Origin of the sequence: Psychrobacter sp. Pi2-52, from assembly GCF_904846705.1 — a bacterium.
Lineage (GTDB): Bacteria > Pseudomonadota > Gammaproteobacteria > Pseudomonadales > Moraxellaceae > Psychrobacter.
Map to the genome: position 1 here is coordinate 61,538 of NZ_CAJHBS010000013.1, position 17,488 is coordinate 79,025.

Annotated in this window: 15 protein-coding genes; 6 read left to right on the forward strand and 9 right to left on the reverse strand. The window is 43.1% G+C overall.

The window, feature by feature from the left end; genetic code table 11:
* Nucleotides 1-130 precede the first annotated feature (130 nt).
* Nucleotides 131-1,750, reverse strand: coding sequence for an FAD-dependent oxidoreductase (locus tag JMY00_RS08495; protein ID WP_201579845.1), 1,620 nt, complete (start codon nucleotides 1,748-1,750; stop codon nucleotides 131-133).
* A gap of 557 nt (nucleotides 1,751-2,307) precedes the next feature.
* Here JMY00_RS08495 and JMY00_RS08500 point away from each other — a divergent pair.
* Nucleotides 2,308-2,745 carry a hypothetical protein gene (locus JMY00_RS08500; RefSeq protein ID WP_240990706.1) on the forward strand — a complete coding sequence of 146 codons (438 nt, stop codon included), beginning with the start codon at nucleotides 2,308-2,310 and terminating at the stop codon, nucleotides 2,743-2,745.
* Between the two features lie 118 nt (nucleotides 2,746-2,863).
* On the opposite strand, the gene JMY00_RS08505 is transcribed toward JMY00_RS08500, so the two are convergent.
* Together JMY00_RS08505 and JMY00_RS08510 are read right to left on the reverse strand one after the other, a co-directional pair.
* Nucleotides 2,864-3,955: a GNAT family N-acetyltransferase gene (locus JMY00_RS08505; RefSeq protein WP_201579846.1), complete on the reverse strand. Its 1,092-nt coding sequence runs from the start codon at nucleotides 3,953-3,955 to the stop codon at nucleotides 2,864-2,866.
* A gap of 232 nt (nucleotides 3,956-4,187) precedes the next feature.
* A complete protein-coding gene (locus JMY00_RS08510; protein ID WP_165597900.1) occupies nucleotides 4,188-4,787 on the reverse strand; it encodes a YceI family protein in 600 nt (199 codons plus the stop codon).
* 516 nt (nucleotides 4,788-5,303) lie between these two features.
* Here JMY00_RS08510 and JMY00_RS08515 point away from each other — a divergent pair.
* Nucleotides 5,304-5,582 (forward strand): type B 50S ribosomal protein L31, encoded by a 279-nt coding sequence (locus JMY00_RS08515; protein ID WP_057761772.1) that lies wholly within the window; start codon nucleotides 5,304-5,306, stop codon nucleotides 5,580-5,582.
* 112 nt (nucleotides 5,583-5,694) lie between these two features.
* Here JMY00_RS08515 and JMY00_RS08520 read toward each other — a convergent pair whose 3' ends face one another.
* From JMY00_RS08520 to JMY00_RS08535, 4 genes are all read right to left on the reverse strand, one after another.
* Nucleotides 5,695-6,555 (reverse strand): SGNH/GDSL hydrolase family protein, encoded by an 861-nt coding sequence (locus JMY00_RS08520; RefSeq protein ID WP_201579847.1) that lies wholly within the window; start codon nucleotides 6,553-6,555, stop codon nucleotides 5,695-5,697.
* A complete protein-coding gene (locus JMY00_RS08525; protein WP_201579848.1) occupies nucleotides 6,549-7,946 on the reverse strand; it encodes a nicotinate phosphoribosyltransferase in 1,398 nt (465 codons plus the stop codon). The genes JMY00_RS08520 and JMY00_RS08525 overlap by 7 nt, the downstream gene beginning before the upstream one ends.
* Before the next feature lie 210 nt (nucleotides 7,947-8,156).
* Nucleotides 8,157-9,224: a bifunctional nicotinamide-nucleotide adenylyltransferase/Nudix hydroxylase gene (locus JMY00_RS08530; protein ID WP_201579849.1), complete on the reverse strand. Its 1,068-nt coding sequence runs from the start codon at nucleotides 9,222-9,224 to the stop codon at nucleotides 8,157-8,159.
* A 410-nt stretch (nucleotides 9,225-9,634) separates the two neighbouring features.
* Complete coding sequence (locus JMY00_RS08535) at nucleotides 9,635-10,636, reverse strand: alpha/beta fold hydrolase (protein ID WP_201579850.1); 1,002 nt, start codon at nucleotides 10,634-10,636, stop codon at nucleotides 9,635-9,637.
* A gap of 583 nt (nucleotides 10,637-11,219) precedes the next feature.
* Here JMY00_RS08535 and nfuA point away from each other — a divergent pair.
* Nucleotides 11,220-11,903 (forward strand): Fe-S biogenesis protein NfuA, encoded by a 684-nt coding sequence (gene nfuA / locus JMY00_RS08540; RefSeq protein ID WP_057761762.1) that lies wholly within the window; start codon nucleotides 11,220-11,222, stop codon nucleotides 11,901-11,903.
* Nucleotides 11,904-12,156: 253 nt separating this feature from the next.
* The gene (locus JMY00_RS08545) at nucleotides 12,157-13,479 is read left to right on the forward strand and encodes an aminotransferase class I/II-fold pyridoxal phosphate-dependent enzyme (protein ID WP_201579851.1); all 1,323 of its coding nucleotides are present in this window, start codon (nucleotides 12,157-12,159) and stop codon (nucleotides 13,477-13,479) included.
* Nucleotides 13,480-13,594: 115 nt separating this feature from the next.
* On the opposite strand, the gene JMY00_RS08550 is transcribed toward JMY00_RS08545, so the two are convergent.
* Together JMY00_RS08550 and rsmI are read right to left on the reverse strand one after the other, a co-directional pair.
* A complete protein-coding gene (locus JMY00_RS08550; protein WP_201579852.1) occupies nucleotides 13,595-14,614 on the reverse strand; it encodes an adenosine kinase in 1,020 nt (339 codons plus the stop codon).
* A 53-nt stretch (nucleotides 14,615-14,667) separates the two neighbouring features.
* Nucleotides 14,668-15,624 carry a 16S rRNA (cytidine(1402)-2'-O)-methyltransferase gene (rsmI, locus tag JMY00_RS08555; protein ID WP_201579853.1) on the reverse strand — a complete coding sequence of 319 codons (957 nt, stop codon included), beginning with the start codon at nucleotides 15,622-15,624 and terminating at the stop codon, nucleotides 14,668-14,670.
* A gap of 143 nt (nucleotides 15,625-15,767) precedes the next feature.
* Here rsmI and JMY00_RS08560 point away from each other — a divergent pair, with 143 nt between their 5' ends.
* Both JMY00_RS08560 and JMY00_RS08565 read left to right on the forward strand, forming a co-directional pair.
* Nucleotides 15,768-16,253: a YraN family protein gene (locus JMY00_RS08560; RefSeq protein WP_201579854.1), complete on the forward strand. Its 486-nt coding sequence runs from the start codon at nucleotides 15,768-15,770 to the stop codon at nucleotides 16,251-16,253.
* A 213-nt stretch (nucleotides 16,254-16,466) separates the two neighbouring features.
* On the forward strand, nucleotides 16,467-17,267 hold the full coding sequence (locus JMY00_RS08565; RefSeq protein WP_201579855.1) for a BON domain-containing protein: 801 nt from the start codon (nucleotides 16,467-16,469) through the stop codon (nucleotides 17,265-17,267).
* The last annotated feature ends 221 nt before the right edge of the window (nucleotides 17,268-17,488 follow it).

Below are 17,488 nucleotides of genomic sequence, written 5' to 3' on the forward strand. Positions count from 1 at the left end.
CCGTATAGCTATTCATACACAGCAAATGCTTAAATATGAAAAGCTATTGCAAAAAAGGAGCAGATAACCAAATCTCGGTTATCTGCTCCTTTGTTATATGTATTAACAACCTATCAGCGAATCATGTCTATTAGGCATCAGCAGGCGTGAGATCGTCCAATGCTACTTCACGAATACTATGATTAACATGAGCCATAGCGATTGGGAATCCACGCTGTTCAGCGAGCTCACGTGCAACCTCATCCACGGCCACACTATCGTTATGGACAAGGTACGACCATTCATGAGCATAGCGACTACGATTCAGAGGTGTATCGTTCTCTATCAAGCCTAGATCTGTCAGCTCATTAACTATTTGGTCAGCGGCAATCAAGGTCGAAGATGCTTTGACGTTTTCTGCACGGGCATAGCGTATATTAGAATATAAACTCACATCAGCGACTCGCAGAGTATCATCCTGTCCGGGAATCTGCTGCCCACCGTATAGCGCGTTACCAACAGTACGCGCGCTGTTAAATGTCGGTACAAACTCCGCCACATACTCAATCGCTTGCTGACTACGTGCCTGTAAGGGTGCTTTATCCCAACCATCTTCAATATAATGCACGTATTGCTGTGGCAGTTTGGGCTGCGCACTGTCTTCACTTGATGCGACAAGACCATCATCAAACAGAGTAATGGCTTTACTCATACCGTGAATCTGAAAATATCCGCCAGGGTAGGGAGTAAGCTGCGCCATGCCTTCTGGTGTACCTCGTTGACCATAAACGATGATCTCTGGTATCTGTCCACCAGCATCGCCCCAATGGGTCACATAAGACGATTTGAACTCGACCATACGCGTAACTTCGACACCGACCATATCGTCAATAACACCTGTACGGAATCCGCAAGCATTGACTAGATAATCAACTTCGATAGACTCAGGCTGAGAGTCATGTTCTTGACTATGGATTTGTTGATAGTCGATACGCCATTTGGTGACATGATGGTCAGCATTGGTACAGTTCTCACAATCTACCGGTACGACTTTTTGCACAGCAGTTTCGGTAAATACATGCGCATTGTCGTACTCTTCGAGCGCAAGCTTGGCAGAAGCGGCTAAACGAAAAATATTCCAGCCATATTCTTGAACAACAATTAACGGAAATTTAACTTTGTTCAAATCCAAGTATCTAGCGACTGGAATCATCCATTCATCAACCGTACTTGGTACAGCGACTTGCTCACGTTCAGCCAGCTCAATCAATTGCTCATGGCTGTATAATTGGTAGTAATCTTCAGGCTCGCCCAATACTTTATTATTAGCATCTTGCTCGATCAGTTCTTGATAAGCATCGGTCAAAATATCTAAACGCGGTAGTAAGTCTTCAGGCAGGCCTTCGTCACGTGTCGGTACGGCAAACACAGTAGGACGAACGTCAATAGTGTGCGGATATAAACGCAAAATATCGATACATTGCTTGAGCAGTGCTACGCAATCCTCGTCCGGTATTTCACGGTACAAGTTACCACCTGCATGCAAATGACACATAGGTGGTCCATCAATGAGAGATTTTTTCTTTTCAAACAAATAGGTCTCTAATCCTAACGCAGCAAGTCGAATCGCAATCGTCGATCCCGCAGTACCGCCGCCCAAAATGCCAACACGCTTTTTAGGTTGAGTGTTTTGTGCCCCATAAGATAACACCCCAGAATGAGCGTCACGATTAAAGGATTGAGCGTATTTTTTATCAAAAGACTGAGTCATTGTCGTCGTTGTATCCTTAATAGCATCTGTATTAGGCCGTGCTCGGTATATGTATCAAATGTTCTATATTTCTTGATATGAGTGCGAAGGTAATTAAGTTCAACACACAAATCTGAACTTCAATAATCATCTTTTCTATTGTTTAGCCATTCTTCATCTCTATAGGTTTATTTTACGAAGAACTACAGACAATATGATGGGAAATACGTAAGAAGATGCATGAGTTTTGTCAACGAGTCGCTATATGTGTGAATTTTTTCAGACAAACGAGCCTGTCTAAAAATAGAGTAAACGAGAGAAGTGGCAAACTTGTGAAATCGAAAATAAGCTCGTTTTATTATTTTGTAAAATTCGACCACTTTTGTAAGCGTGTATATTGATTAACGAGATAATCTAAAGCCGTATGCTATATTTATTTTGCTTAACAAGAAGCGTAGGTTCTGTTTTGAGGACTGTTCAAAACTACAAATATCAAAATGAACAATAGGGACAGTCGACAAAGTAAACAACCACAGGCTTATCGCTATAAAAAATACGACTAAAATTACAAGGAAGTTATGATGAAAAATATAATGATGTTATCGGTACTAACAGGTGTATTAACACTAACTGGCTGTACTACTTTAAAAAACGTAGTCGGTAACGATATGTCAGGTACGCATGAAGTACAGGCAACAAGCAATAATACAGCACCAGTCACTAGCAAGAATGGGGTGCTGGTAGATGCTACCAACCATATGACGTTATATACGTTTGATAAAGACTCTATGAACCAGTCAGATTGCGGTGCAGCCTGCCAAGTTGTGTGGCCAATTTTCAAAGCGCCTAGTGATGCTAAAGCCTCAGGTCAGTTCGCTGCATTTAAGCGTGAAGATGGCAAATATCAGTGGGCAATGAACGGTAAGCCTTTATACTTCTATGCTAACGATACAAAAGTTGGTGACAAAGACGGTGATGATAAACTTGGCGTTTGGCATGTTATTCCAAGTAAATAGTATGCATTAGATATAAACTGAATCGAAAATATTAAGATAAAAAAGCAGCCTGTCCTAAATTATAGAGGCAGGCTGCTTTTTGTTTGGTGTTATTCTCTAGTATTAGATGCAATCTGTACTATGTCACATTTGCTAAAGGCTCAACCTGAATGTTCTCTAACACTTCTTCTTTGCTAGGCTCTTTTCTATATAAAGGAAAAAAGTCTGAGAGCAGATCACTTTCCGTAAACCAGATATCAGCTACTAATTCTGTATATTTCACTGCATTAACAACGAGTCTATAAGTCTTAAATAGTAACTCTTGCGAGCTAAAGCCTTTCTTATACTCATATAAAGAATCTAAATTGGAGCCAACGCCGCCACCAAGATGTAGCACTTCATAACGGTTCTCTCGTCCCCAATTGCGAGCGACATGAGTGATAAGTTTAGAAGGTTGCAGATGCGTATAGGCGTTCAGCGTGCCGCCAAGGTGGAACTGCATAATGCCAGACTCTTGGCAGAGCGTATATATAGAGGACCCGATTGGTTTATCGTCTTGATAGGCGGTTATTAACAGTATTTTTTCTTGAAGGTTCTCAAGCAAATTAAAAAAATAATCATCATCAAAGAAGTAGTAATCACTGGCATTGACGTTTCGCATTGTCTCTTTATAAATGTCTGAGAACACCATCGCGTTTTGCCGAGTTAATAATTCTGTTTTTGTCACGACATCCATTTTCATGGCTTTTTTGATACCGCGGCGATGTCGATTTTGTGTTTCGCTCCAATGCTCTTCTTCAGACTTACTTAAATCAGACATCAAGGTCAGTCCGTGAGTCAGTGCTTTGCCAACTGTGGGTATCCATTCTTTATTAATAATCGGGTGCAACCGCATAAACAAAGACACGCAGCCTCTTTCGCAAAGAAAAGCTCTTATCTCATCCAGTATGATGTCTAACTCAGCATCGGTGAGGGTTTTGTCCATCAACGGACCACCGTAACCATAAGTGGAAGTAGCATCCCAGTGCTCTGAGTCAATGTCTCTAACTATAATAGGTAACAATACTTCCTTGTTTTTATAGTGAGCGATGATGCCTTGAGGTTTGCCCTTATCGATGACAGCTGAGGCCGCAATCCAACCAGATAAGTGGTATATATCAAAATGATGATTTGATACCTTCTTATCCCACTCAGCATCTATCGCTATGTAATCAACTTGTACTGTATCCACGTTGCTGCTCCCTCAGTGTTGCGTTAGATATTCGTAAATCCGTATATACGAATATAACAACAAAATATGAAGCCTTCAAGTATATAAAAACCTTTTATGTAAAATATTGAATATATATGATTAGAGCGTAGAAGAATCTATAGGAAATAAAAAAGCAGCCTGCCTCTATAAATGAGGGTAGGCTGCTTTTCTCGTTTTTGTCGAAAGCTATTAGAGAGCTATAAACTTACTGTTATTTCTTTTCTACTAGCTCACCGTCGATTTGGATAGGGACGTTGGTCGTAATACCGCTAGCATAAGCGGTCATACCATAAGCGGCACGATCGATCGTACCAGTAGCACGGAAACCAGCAACGGGCTCTTTAGTCAGTGGGCTGTTATCGATTTTATTTAATGTAACATCCAATGTCAGTGGCTTGGTCTGACCGAGTAAGGTAAAGTCACCGGTTACTTTAGCTTGCTGTGGGTTGATAAATTTAACTTGGGTCGATTTAAAAGTCATGGTTGGGTACTTTTCGACATTGAAAAATTCATCAGTTTTTAGATGTTTATCACGAGCATCCCAATTGGTATCGATGCTGTCGGTGGCTATAGTAAATTCCATGCTGGTTTGGTTTGGTGCTTTCATATCATAATTCACCACGCCCTCAACATCACTAAAATGACCCATTGTGGTTGAGAATCCCATATGGCTCACAGAAAATCCGACGCGAGTATGTGAATCATCTAACTCCCACTGAGTTGGTAGTGCCGCACTTGCCATAGTAGTGATAGCAAGTGCTGAGCTGATGAATAGCGCTTTAGCAGTGGTCTTCATTGTCATGTTTATCATTGAATAGTCCTTATTGAGTATTGGTTTTCCATGCTTGATTATAAATCTATGTTTGTCTATAAATAAGTAAAGCGATACTTCCTGTAAAACTGATCAATATCGCGTAGCTGTACCGTTTAATATACTAAATATAAATGATTCATACGCAGTATATTTATTTAGGTTAACTACAGTAATTTATACCATAGATTAATTTTACTAACCAAATTATTGTACTGAATTACATCGCTTATCTCAATACCATTACTTTATCATTGACAACTTATCACATATCTCTATCACAACTGCTCCTTGCGTCTTACGTCAAAAACCGTTAAAATCGCGGTTTAATTTTCCCGCTGGGGAAAGGCTAAGCGAACAGAAGGGTGGTGTTGGGTGCTGGAATAAGCCAGTGACGCAGTTGCCATACTTGTAATGTCCTTAGTGCCTCAGTTACGTATGTCATTATTTGTTTGATACATCATCGATGATGCTGTATTTAGACGTCGTACATACATCGGACCTAGAGAGTATATTATGCGTAAAGATATCCATCCTAATTACCAAGAAGTTTTGTTCCACGACACTAACGCTGACGTGTTCTTTTTGACTCGCTCAACTGCTAAGACTAAAGCGACTCGTGAATACGAAGGTAAAGAATACCCATACTACCCACTTGATATCTCAAGTGCGTCGCATCCATTCTATACTGGTGAGCAACGTAAAACTTCTACTGAAGGTCGTGTTGCAAGCTTCAACAAACGCTTTGGCGCATTTGGTGGCCGTAGCAAGAAAGCTGCAGACGCTGCTGAATAATTTACACTCATGGTGTAAATATATTCCGCTAAGCAATAAAAAACCGCTGATTATTCAGCGGTTTTTTTTCGGTTTAATTTTCTACTATCTAAAAATAAAGCTAACAGGCTGTTTAGCGCTCAAACTCAGTAGTAGATGAGTCCAATAACTGAACAGAATCTAGTAACTGAATAATAGTTTCTACGATCTGCTGCGCCCAATAGCCGTACATCAGACTGCTAGGATGAAATCCATCACTGGCAAACATCACATTGATATCGATAGCCGAGCCATTTGCATGCTCTTCTAGCATCCGTGTAAAGTCGGTTGCCATATACGTAACACCAGCATGAGCCGCACAGACCTGCTGTAATATCCCATCAAGTACCGATGCTTTTGCACCCACAAAGTTATTGAGCGGAGCAGGGATTGCAGGCATTTGTGCCATCGGCGGCAAACTTAAAAAAACCAATTCTCGTACGCCAAATTTGCGCTGTGCGATATTGATAATATCTTCAATTTGCTGTTGCCATTTATGCACAGACACGTTGGACGTCGTATCGTTGACCCCTACGCTCAGCAACATCACATCAATAGGCTGTTCAGGAGCAGGTAAGACATATAACCTGCGTAGAATATCAAAGCTAGTATGACCTGTTGTCGCTTGCAATGACCAATTAAGTCGAGCAAAGTTCGATTGGATAGCTTTGTTTTGTTCCAGTATTGGAATGAGCTTACCGACCAATGCTTCTTGCTGCGTTTGACTACCCACACCTGCTGCTGCTGAATCACCGACGACCATAAGGTTAAATGTCTTAGCATCTTGCGCTAATACCTTATTATTTGCTTGAGGCAGGTCAATCACGCCGTGCCTTTCGCCATGTGGTTCAGGCAAGCGGACTGTATCACGCTTGATTTTGCGACCTTGATAGAGGTAGACAGGGGCAAGTAAGACGTCTCTTGCGACCGATGTTAGTTTACTAGTATCTACCATCCTGCACGTTCCCTGATAGTCGTGAGACTGTCTTCAATTAACAATTTACCATCGACGTAGACATCACGTAATAGATTGTCAGCTGGATCGCTCATCTCATTTTCTTTGACAGTTGTTAGCTGGCCGCTGTTGTCTTTTACCAGTGCCAATCGTCCTTTTTTCGAGCGCTTAGAGCGGCTGGTCACAGGGTCTTTGTAGATATCTTTCCATGTCCCATTTATAGAGATAGCACTGGCTTTCATTGCCCAACTCATGGTGTCACGATTGACTTGCTGTAATAGCCCGCCACCCATACCGAAGGTGACATTGTCTGCGCTAAATCCTGCTTTTAGTATCACATCAATAATCTTACTCAAGCTCTGCGGACTGATGCCATCGCCTTGAATGACACGCACATAATCTGGCAAGACCTTATAGCCTTTACTATTAGTGGTTGTGCCAAACTTCACTGCTAAGCGCTCTAATGCCTCACGAACCACTTTAGCAGGGTCGCCGCTGTCAGGTCTGATGACCAAGGTGCCACCCATATTTTTGACATCGTCTTTTAGGCTGCCACCCCAAATATTATCAATGGCATTCCACAAATCATAGCTGTCAGACACCACTGAAAAGCTTTTGCCTGTGCCACCGAACTGCTCAATCATATTGGCAAAGGCCTCTGTCTCACCATCGCGGCCCCAGGCGGTCATGGTGCTGTGCTCAGCTGCAGGGATAGAAAATGCAGGCATGTCTTTATCCATTTGATACCAACGACTGGCAGCGACCAATGCCGTCATCGAATCAGTACCTGCAAAATTCACCAAGTGCGCTAAGCTACCGAGCGCGACGGATTCTTGGCTAGAAGCACCGCGCGAGCCAAAATCATGCAAGCGAAAAGGCAGGGACTCTGTATTGTCCGCTGATTTTTCTAACGCTTGACGGATAATGTCTTTGCAATAGTGAGAAACACTAGCGACCGTAGATGGATACCAAATCGCACGCAATAGAGCCGTTTCGATATAGCTGGGTAGCCAGTAAAACTCAGGATCGGTATTGATCACTTGGCAGACTACATTGGACACAGGCACGATACTGCCTTCTGGTACGGCTTGGATACGTAGTGGCAAGTAGCCGTCGTGTTTTTCAATCAAATGCTCCCAACCAGCACGATTGAAGGTTAGGCCATGCGCCTGAATGACCTTTTCGGCTTCATCGATATCTTGATGAGTAATAGGCGTACTTAAGTACTCTTTGATAAAGGCTTGTAGACCAAAGAACACCACATCGTAGTCACCTTTGCGGGCCTCAATGTAGCTTGACAGATACTCACTACCGCTCGGGTATTGCACCCAATGTGAGGTCTTATAGCTGTCGCTATTTAAGATTAAATTGTTTAGGTTACTGGTATACATCACAGAACTCCTCTGCTTTGAAATGCCGCAGCTGTCTTAATAAAAGAACAGTGGCGGCGGTTGATTGCCGTCTATCGGCATTGGTATCAAATTATTAATACGATATTTAGGGATAGCTGTTTTGATGATAATTTGCTCAAGTAGCTATTATAAAAAGCTGCTAGAAAATGCTACTAAAGAAAGCTACTAGAAAAAACGATTAGCAGCGAACTACAAGCCCACCATCTTAGTAATAATTGCATAGTGATCTTCAAACATCATTTTTGCATCAAGCTCTGCCAAGGGTAGCCAAAATGCCTTGGTCGCATCATCGCCGCCTTTTACTTTTGGCAACCCTTTCGGATCGTTTTTGAGTTGAAAATAAAACGCTTGAGTAATGGTGCGACCACGCGCTGAGCGATATGGGTCGTCAAAGGTATGTTGGCTATGGCAAGAGCCGCGCAGTACTGGCTCAGGCACTTTGAGGCGAGTTTCTTCACGCAGCTCACGGATACAAGCATCAAACAATGTCTCTTTTGGATTCAAAAATCCACCAGGTAGCGCCCACAGTCCACGTCCTGGCATACTGCGGCGCTCAACCAGTAGGATGTGCCCCGACTGTACAATCAATGCATCGGCAGTCATAAATGTAGGCGGGTATGGTGCTGATTCCCACTGTCTTTTATATTTATCGATAAAGTCTGCTTCTTCATGCAGTTGGTGATAGTCTTCAGTTTGTTTGAATGCATCGAGGACGTTACGCGTCGACTCAGGCGTACGCTCGGGCGTCGGCGTGGCACCCATTAGATAGCTATCACGAATAGGCGTGGCTGATAAGTTATGATAATTGGGCACTGACACAGAGTCCCAGTTGGGGAACAGTGACAGATAGTACGATGAGCTGTCTTTTGAATGACCAATCAGGCCAATATCCGTCTGCAAGTCGCCAGTGACAGATTTTACGCCTGCTTGCACATACTGTAGCCAGCGGGTGTCATTATAAAGTGCGTCATCTAAGCCAACACAGTGAATGCGTGCGGCGGCTTCTTCAGAGTAGGCACCTTTAATCATTGCGGCACGCTCAGCGACGCTAAATGGATTGCGTAAGCTACGTGGCAAGTTGGCTGAGCCGATCAGCATAATCACTTCGTCTGAGCGTTTTAGCGCCTCATCAATGACGGCTTTGTGGCCAGCATGAAACGGCTGAAAGCGACCGATAAAGACCAGATAACGATAGTGTTTACTGCTTTTCTGATCTAGGTTTTGCTTATCTGACTGTTGCTCTGATAATTCACTCATAGACGCCAACTTCCTACGACTTATTTTTATTGATTAAAAATTGATGACGCTAATACTGACACAGCCTATGACTTTCTGACAAGTATAAAGATGTTTTGTTGAACCTGTTAGTTAGGTTGTATGTAGATAGATGAGTGTATTTCCTATAAGGAACAGGGTAATAAATAAAATAATCATGACAGTATATATTGAGAAGTAGCACTTAAAAGCATTTGCTTCTTTGGGGGTTAGGTCACTTTTGTGATCCGCATAAAAGATTATGTGATATGAGGGATTATAAAACAGGACGAGCACATAGGGCGCTTTGTCATAACGATTCATTATTTGCTTGGTTATAGTAAAGTAGTACTGATAAACAATTGCCATAGCAATAGTTAAAACAGCAAAGGTAATCAGTATTAAAGTGGTCATTATTTACCCTGAGTTCTGGCATGCTTCTCTATCCATGCCGTTACCGTTGGCCAAATCTCTGTGGCTGCGTTACGACTGATCATGATGCGACTGTGCGTATAGTCATCTAAATCGCCATTACTGAGCGAATACTCTCGAAAGACATTAGTTAAATTATTAAAGCCTTCAAAAAACAAACGACAGCCGCGAGTAGGGGAGATGAAGGTATCGCCTTTTGCGCTAATAGAATAAACGGGGATCGTGATTTGAGCCATATGATGTCGATAGTCGACAAAGTCATCGCCAGTACTTTTCTGCTGATTAATGCTTTCGTTCATTTCTTCTGTATTCGTCCTGCCTTTATCAAAATGAGCCTTTTTCAAAAAACTACTTTTAAAGTTTTTACGCAAATTCCAATCGTACCACTGGGTCATCGTATAGTAGCTTTCGTTAAACGGGCCGACTTTGAACTGCTTAGCGGGTATGAAGCCGACTAACCGCGTAAGTACCTTGGCTATAAGGATTTTCGTGTAGCTGGTCGAGTCTTGCGCCGCACCAAAAGCTTGGCAGGCAAACATACAGATGCTATTGACCTTATCGATATAGCTTGGGTTTTGGACAAGAAACATGGTCAAACCAACACCGCCACCACTATGAGTAACGCAGTGCAGGTTATTGAGCTTTAATTCTTCAAAGAAATAGCGAAAAGTCGCCTCATAGTCGTAAGTGGCGACAGTCTCAAAGTTGAACTTTTCTTTCGGTAGTGAGCTATCACCATGTCCACGCCATTCCATGATGTAGCAGTGATGACCAAGCCCTGTAAAATATTCGGCGATTTTGAGGCAAGTTTGCTTGTCAGAAAACGTACCATGCGTCAAAAATATGTTTTGCGGTGTGATGTTAGGTAGGCTGTTTTCTGATGTGTTAGCTATCGTATCTTCTTCTGAATTATCAACTACTTTCCAAACGGCAATTTTCTCATCGTCCTTGGTAGTTACTAGGTGCAACGTCCGTGTCATCATAAAATGATCCTATCCAAAAAATACGTAATCTTTATACAAGTCGATATTTATACAAGCTGATATTTATACAAGACAATTAAAAGCCACCATGCTCATAACGCTACTGCGCACAATCATTCAAATTAACAATACTACGTCAAAACCAGATGACTTGCTCGGACTAGATGTGAACGGTATGGCATATCGAAAACGCTGAGTGCGCTTGATAAATGGTATCGCTGTCTTTATATAGAGAATAACTTGGCAGCCTACACAATCATTCAGCGTGTTTATTTGTCATGGTTTAAATATTGAATTACTTTGCGACCTGTTAGCATCATTAAAAAAACCAATGACGACCATTTGCCATAGCCTCACTTCAATTCACAGTAGCGTGGTCGGAATTGATGTGTGATTCAGGTATAATGACTGCTATAGACGGATTAAACTTTATACTCATGTCGGCCAATGTCATACAATAATAAATCGAAAATATTGCCAGTCTGCAAGCCTTATATAAATCGTAAATATTTTAAAAATCCAAATTCACGACACAGTAGCCATAATAGATATAGCGTTTGTGTCATAACGCATAGGAAACATTATGAGTGAGCAAAACCAAGCTGATAACCAACTAGACCAAACTGCTGGCTATGAATCAGCCCTAGATACCGAGCAAGTCGAAGCGAAAAGCAACATCACTATCACTGAGTCAGCTCAAGGCTACTTGGCAGATTTGTTATCTAAGCAAGATACCGATGGTATCGGTGTGCGTATTTTCGTTGAGCATCCTGGTACACCGCGCGCAGAGTGTTGCATGGCTTATAACCAGCCGGGCGAAGAGGACAGCGCTGACTTGCGTTTTACGTATGAAAACTTCTCTGCATTTATTGAGGCGGCGTCAGTACCTTATCTAGAAGACGCGGTCATCGACTATAATAAAGACCGTTTTGGTGGTCAGCTGACTTTCCGCGCGCCAAACTCTAAAGTACCTAAAGTAGGCGCTGATGCCAGTGTCGAAGAGCGCATCAACTATGTATTGCAGTCAGAGATTAACCCTGGCTTGGCAGCACATGGCGGTGACGTACAGTTGCTTGAACTGATTGATGAAGAAGGCATTGGTCTAACCGCTGTATTGAAATTTGGCGGTGGTTGCCAAGGGTGTTCAGCGGTTGATATGACTTTACGTCAAGGCGTTGAAGTACAGCTGAAACAGCAAATTCCAGAATTGACCCAAGTGGTTGACGAGACTGATCATACTCGTACAGAGAATGCTTACTATAAATAAAATGAAAAATAGTTAAAAGCAATTGGCTGCTATAAAGGTGGCCATATCTCTAGTATAGATATGCCTGTTTGGTTTGCTGCTTATGAATATTTGTCATGAAGAGATGAGTATTTTGCTATTCTTTTAATAAAGAAGCTGAGTTATGATGAACTCAGCTTTTTTTATTGCTATGATTTAGCAGACAGTTTTTTAAGGTGACTTTAGGCGATATGTCGTCAATAAATCATCTTTTATCAAAATAAAGGAATGTACTATGAGTGATGGATCAGCAGACCAGCAGACAGCCCAACAATCAGAAACTCCTCAACGTCTTGAGACCTTAGCGATTCATGCCGGCTATAGTGTAGAGCCAACGACCAAAGCAGTCGCCGTGCCTATTTATCATACCAGTTCATATGCGTTTGATAATACTCAGCATGGTGCAGATCTGTTTGATTTAAAAGTCGCAGGCAATATCTATACTCGTATCATGAATCCAACCAACGCAGTGCTAGAGGAGCGTGTGGCTGCGTTAGAAGGCGGTATTGGTGCGCTTGCCGTAGCCTCTGGTATGGCTGCCATCACCTATGCAATTCAGACCATTTGTGAAGCAGGCGACAATATCGTCGCTGTATCAACGCTATATGGCGGTACTTATAATTTATTTGCCCATGCTTTGCCGCGTCAAGGTATCGAAGTGCGCTTCTTCGATCATAAAGACCCTGAAGCCATTCGTGATCTAATCGATGACAAGACCAAAATGGTGTTTGCAGAGAGTATCGGTAACCCACTCGGTAATATCGTGGATATTCAAGCGCTCAGTGATGTCGCCCATGAATACGGTGTACCTGTCGTGATTGATAATACCGTGGCGACGCCAGCGATATGTCGTCCGTTTGAGTTTGGTGCAGATATTGTGATTCACTCATTGACCAAGTACATGAGTGGTACGGGGACGTCAATCGGTGGTGCAATTGTCGATAGTGGCAAGTTTGCTTGGGGTGATTATCCTGAGCGTTTCCCACTGTTGAACACGCCAGATCACAGCTATCACGGTGTGAACTTCGTCAAAGATGTAGGCGCGCCAGCCTTTATTGCTCGTGCCCGCGTTGCGCCATTACGTAATACTGGCGCAGCCCTCAGCCCGCTCAATGCTTTCGGTATCTTGCAAGGTATGGAGACGCTAAGTCTACGTATGGAGCGTCACGTGCAAAATGCACAAGCCGTTGCAGAATATCTGCGTGACCATGATAAAGTTGCTTGGGTTAAATACGCAGGTCTGTCTGACCATCCTGAGCACGAGCTTGCCAAAAAATACATGAAAGGCACGCCTTCTGCCATTTTGACCTTTGGTGTTAAAGGTGGACTAGAAGCTGGTGCGCGCTTTATCGATGCGCTGCAACTGATAACTCGTTTGGTAAACATCGGTGATGCGAAATCATTGGCCTGTCATCCAGCGACGACGACCCATCGTCAGTTAAATGAGCAAGAGCTAGAAAATGCAGGCGTCAGTACGGACATGGTACGACTGTCGATTGGTATCGAACATATCGAAGACATCAAAGCCGATCTTGCCCAAGCATTAGCTTCTGCTTAATAACAAGCGCTTATTAATTGAGCAAACTGTTTGAACAAGTCTGAATGATATAAAAAAAGCCCATATCGATTTGATATGGGCTTTTTGTTTTGCGTCCAACAGATGTGTTTAACAATTAAGAAGACAGTACACGCTGCGCGATATCTCGATAATCCTGCGAGGCAAGACGCGGTCCAAACTGCTGAATAACTTGTGCTGATATTTCGCTAGCAAGACGACCACATTCTGGCAGACTATACTGCTGCGATAGTGCATATAAGAAAGCACCAGCGTAGTTATCGCCTGCACCGTTGGTATCGATGACGTTGGCCACTGCTGGCGTTGCAACGTCATAGACTTCAACTTCTGCCTCGTCATTAGGCTGGTGGGCGATTACCGCACCATTGGCACCATCAGTGACGACGGCAATTTGGCAATATTCAAGCAGGGCACGCGCCGCTGCTTTGACTTGTTTTTTATCAGTGAATAGCTTGGCTTCTTCGCTATTACAGAATATCACTGCGACTTTGTTGCCGAGCATATTAAGCAAACCATCTTTGGCAAATTTTACTACCGCAGGGTCAGCAAAGCTCACCGCGATTTTTGCATTATGAATGCCGGCTTGTTGACGTAATTGAGTCATCGCTGGTTGGATGCTCTCAGACATCGCCAAATAGCCTTCGATATATAGCCAATCTGCTTGCGTCAATGCGTCAAAATCAACATTGTCAGCGACAATCTCACTTGAAGTACCAAGATAGGTCTGCATGGTGCGTTCGCCATCTTCGGTGACGGCAACCACACATGAGCCGGTCACACCGCCTTCATGAATAGATTTGTCTGAGGTCGCGACACCTGCTTCATGCAAGTCTCTGAGATAAAACGCCCCTTGATCATCATCACCGACGCGGCAAGCATAAAAAGGCTTACCGCCTAAGCTTGCAAAGGTAAACATAGTATTGGCTGCAGATCCACCGCCTGCTTGTTTTGATGGCTCAATCTCAGCCAGTTTAAAATAAGCCAGTAGTTGCTGCTGCTCTTCAATACCAGCCAGCGTCATATTACCTTTGGTCAGCTCGGTCTCTTCTAGTGCCGCATCTGACAGCACATACTCGTGATCAACCAACGCATTACCTATTGCCATTACATCGTACATTGCTTGTCTCTCCTCAATTCATTTATAAATGGTTATCTTTTTATTATTAAAAACTAGTCAGCTTGCAACTCTAGTAGACGCTGATAAAGCGCATTTTTCTTTACACCAGTGATATCAGAGGCCAGTGCGGCTGCTTTTTTGACTGACAAATCCTCTAGCAAACGCTGTAGCAATTTATCATGAGTGCTGATGTCGTCAGTATCTTTTGCCACACCGATACCAGCGACGACCACGACTATCTCGCCGCGTTGCTGATTGTCATCTGCTTTGACAAATTCAACCAACTCGCCAAGGGTGCTCTTATGTACCGTTTCAAACGTCTTGGTCAATTCCCGGCAAAAAGTCACCGCACGGTCTGCACCAAATATCGCTGCCATGTCTTCTAGACTAGCTACGATGCGATGCGGCGCTTCATAAAAGATTAAAGTTTCGGTACGTGCGATTAGATCGCTCAGCTGTTTTTGACGACCATGCGTTTTGGCGGGCAAAAACCCAATAAAGCTAAATCGATCAGAGGGTAACCCTGCTACTGACAATGCGCCAATTGCAGCAGAAGCCCCAACGATAGGTGATACGGTCACGCCAGCTTCATGCGCGGCTTGTACCAATTGATAACCTGGATCGCTGACCAGAGGTGTACCCGCATCACTAATCAAGGCAACCGAATGACCTTGCTCAATCATTTCGATAATTTTGGGCGTTTGAATGGCGCTATTATGTTCATGGTAGGCCCATAGTTTATTGTGACCTTTTTGCTTGGTAGCCGTATCATCATTTTCGATACTACTTTTGGCAGGACGAGTCTCTGAGTCTTTTGTCTCGTCAGCCTTACTGCCTTTGGTATCGATACCAAAATGTGACAGTAGTTTACCGGAGGTGCGGGTGTCTTCGCAGGCAATGATGGCGACCTGCTTTAAGACATCAATTGCGTGCGAAGTCATGTCGGACATATTGCCAATCGGCGTGGCAACGATATAGAGACAAGCTGGCATCGCAGTAGGGGTAGACATGAAAACCTCGGGTCGTTAAAAAGACGTTAGAAAATAATAGTGCGCTAGTATGTACAGTCGTTATCTATGGTTTTTCAGTCAAATAACGAATGAGGCAATCGATAGATTTTGAGAGTAGAATGCGCAGAAGTGGCTAGTTTAGCATGTTGTGCTATGATAATTCTCAAATGTTAATCAGACCAATTAACCTTATGCCTAATCATAATCCCTTAATCTTAACCTCACCAAAACAACGCCAAGGTAGTCGGTTTGAGCAGCAGGCATGTGAGTATTTACAAGCGCAAGGGTTGAGGTTGGTCGTACAAAATTGGCAACAGCCAAAGATAGGTGAGCTGGATCTGGTCATGATTGAGACAGGTTCAGCATGGTCAACATTGGTATTTATCGAAGTTCGCCAGCGCAAGTCCTCGAATTATGGCGATGCGGCACTCAGCGTGACAGCAAGCAAACAGCGCAAAGTGATTAAGACAGCGCAGTCCTTTTTGCAGCAGCATCCTGAGTATGCTCATTATGATTGCCGGTTTGATGTCATTGCTTACAACACGATGAATGAGTTGAGTCTGAAAAATGAGCCGTTAGACAATCAACCAGAATGGATTCAAAATGCTTTTATAGCCAGTGCTTGGTAATAGAATAAGTAAGATAGATGCTGCCAAATGAAGCATCTAACCATATCTGACAAGTAAGGTTCGTTACTAAAAAGCTAACCGCTGATGGCCAAAATTAAGTAAAGTAGCGGTTATAGTCAACTCTCTATAAATCAGATACAGTATTATCTTACCGCTACGTTTAGCTCGTCACTACTTATAAAATTGTCACAACCATGTTCTAAGAGGTAAATAATGACACGGATGCATTTGCGCACTGCTATTTTTGGTTCATCACGCCGTATTACGACTGGCATTATGATTGCTGCCTGCGTTGTCAGTACAGGTTGTGCCACCAACTATCTGACCAACAGTACAGAAGGGACTTATGGTGTGCCAATGACTGAGCGCACGATTCCGCAGCGTCTGCTCGATCGTAGTATTGAACATACTGCCAAAATCAATATATACGGGTTAAAAGAAGACCTGCAGCAAACCAGCCGTATGGGTATCGATAGCTTCAACAGCGAAGTACTGCTCACAGGTGAAGTGCCAACTGAAACGCTCAAAGCAGAAGTAGAAAAAGTCGTTAGCTCTATGCCAGATGTACGCCGTGTCTACAATGAGATGGAAGTGAGTGCGTCAAAAGGGTATAGCTCAACGGTTCATGATGGTTATATCACTTCAAAGCTACTGGCGAAAATAGCCGCCAGCGATGGTGTGAGTGCGTCACAGATTAAAGCCGTTACCAATAATGGTGTGGTCTACATTATGGGTCGTATGACACCTACTCAGCAGAGTCATCTGATTGATATCGCCAATGGTACTGTTGGAGTCACCGAGTTGGTATTGTTGACAACTGTCGTCGACGATAGAGGGGTCAAAATAAATAATGATGACATCATGTACGAGAGTAATTTGGCCAATCCTGCAGTAGCGCCAGCTGCTCAAGATACTACTATCAGCACGGCAACGCCTATTGTCATAACAGAGGAAGACGCTAATACTGCTCAGCCGTCTTCAAGCCCTTATATCGACCTTTATCAGAATCAGTAAGCATCCTTAGTTCGCCATGCAATAAAGGACGTTAATCACAATAAGCCTAAATAGTGATAACAGTAAAGGCACGAGAAATCTTCAGCCAGTGAGTACTATATCAATAGTAAAAGGTAGCAGAGTCAGCGCATTAGCCAACGATGATAATATCAAAAATATCATTGGCAAGTGGATAACACATTATCGCTGTTAGCCTGTTACTACTGATTGATAAATAAATA

What these genes read in the sequence shown, in the direction of transcription:
- JMY00_RS08500 (WP_240990706.1), top strand. Translation starts at nt 2,308, where the DNA reads ATGATGAAAAATATAATGATGTTATCGGTACTAACAGGTGTATTAACA.
- JMY00_RS08495 (WP_201579845.1), bottom strand. Translation starts at nt 1,750, where the DNA reads ATGACTCAGTCTTTTGATAAAAAATACGCTCAATCCTTTAATCGTGAC.
- JMY00_RS08520 (WP_201579847.1), bottom strand. Translation starts at nt 6,555, where the DNA reads ATGGTAGATACTAGTAAACTAACATCGGTCGCAAGAGACGTCTTACTT.
- rsmI (WP_201579853.1), bottom strand. Translation starts at nt 15,624, where the DNA reads ATGTCTACCCCTACTGCGATGCCAGCTTGTCTCTATATCGTTGCCACG.
- JMY00_RS08535 (WP_201579850.1), bottom strand. Translation starts at nt 10,636, where the DNA reads ATGATGACACGGACGTTGCACCTAGTAACTACCAAGGACGATGAGAAA.
- JMY00_RS08510 (WP_165597900.1), bottom strand. Translation starts at nt 4,787, where the DNA reads ATGATAAACATGACAATGAAGACCACTGCTAAAGCGCTATTCATCAGC.
- JMY00_RS08515 (WP_057761772.1), top strand. Translation starts at nt 5,304, where the DNA reads ATGCGTAAAGATATCCATCCTAATTACCAAGAAGTTTTGTTCCACGAC.
- JMY00_RS08560 (WP_201579854.1), top strand. Translation starts at nt 15,768, where the DNA reads ATGTTGTGCTATGATAATTCTCAAATGTTAATCAGACCAATTAACCTT.
- JMY00_RS08525 (WP_201579848.1), bottom strand. Translation starts at nt 7,946, where the DNA reads ATGTATACCAGTAACCTAAACAATTTAATCTTAAATAGCGACAGCTAT.
- JMY00_RS08550 (WP_201579852.1), bottom strand. Translation starts at nt 14,614, where the DNA reads ATGTACGATGTAATGGCAATAGGTAATGCGTTGGTTGATCACGAGTAT.
- nfuA (WP_057761762.1), top strand. Translation starts at nt 11,220, where the DNA reads ATGAGTGAGCAAAACCAAGCTGATAACCAACTAGACCAAACTGCTGGC.
- JMY00_RS08545 (WP_201579851.1), top strand. Translation starts at nt 12,157, where the DNA reads ATGAGTGATGGATCAGCAGACCAGCAGACAGCCCAACAATCAGAAACT.
- JMY00_RS08530 (WP_201579849.1), bottom strand. Translation starts at nt 9,224, where the DNA reads ATGAGTGAATTATCAGAGCAACAGTCAGATAAGCAAAACCTAGATCAG.
- JMY00_RS08565 (WP_201579855.1), top strand. Translation starts at nt 16,467, where the DNA reads ATGACACGGATGCATTTGCGCACTGCTATTTTTGGTTCATCACGCCGT.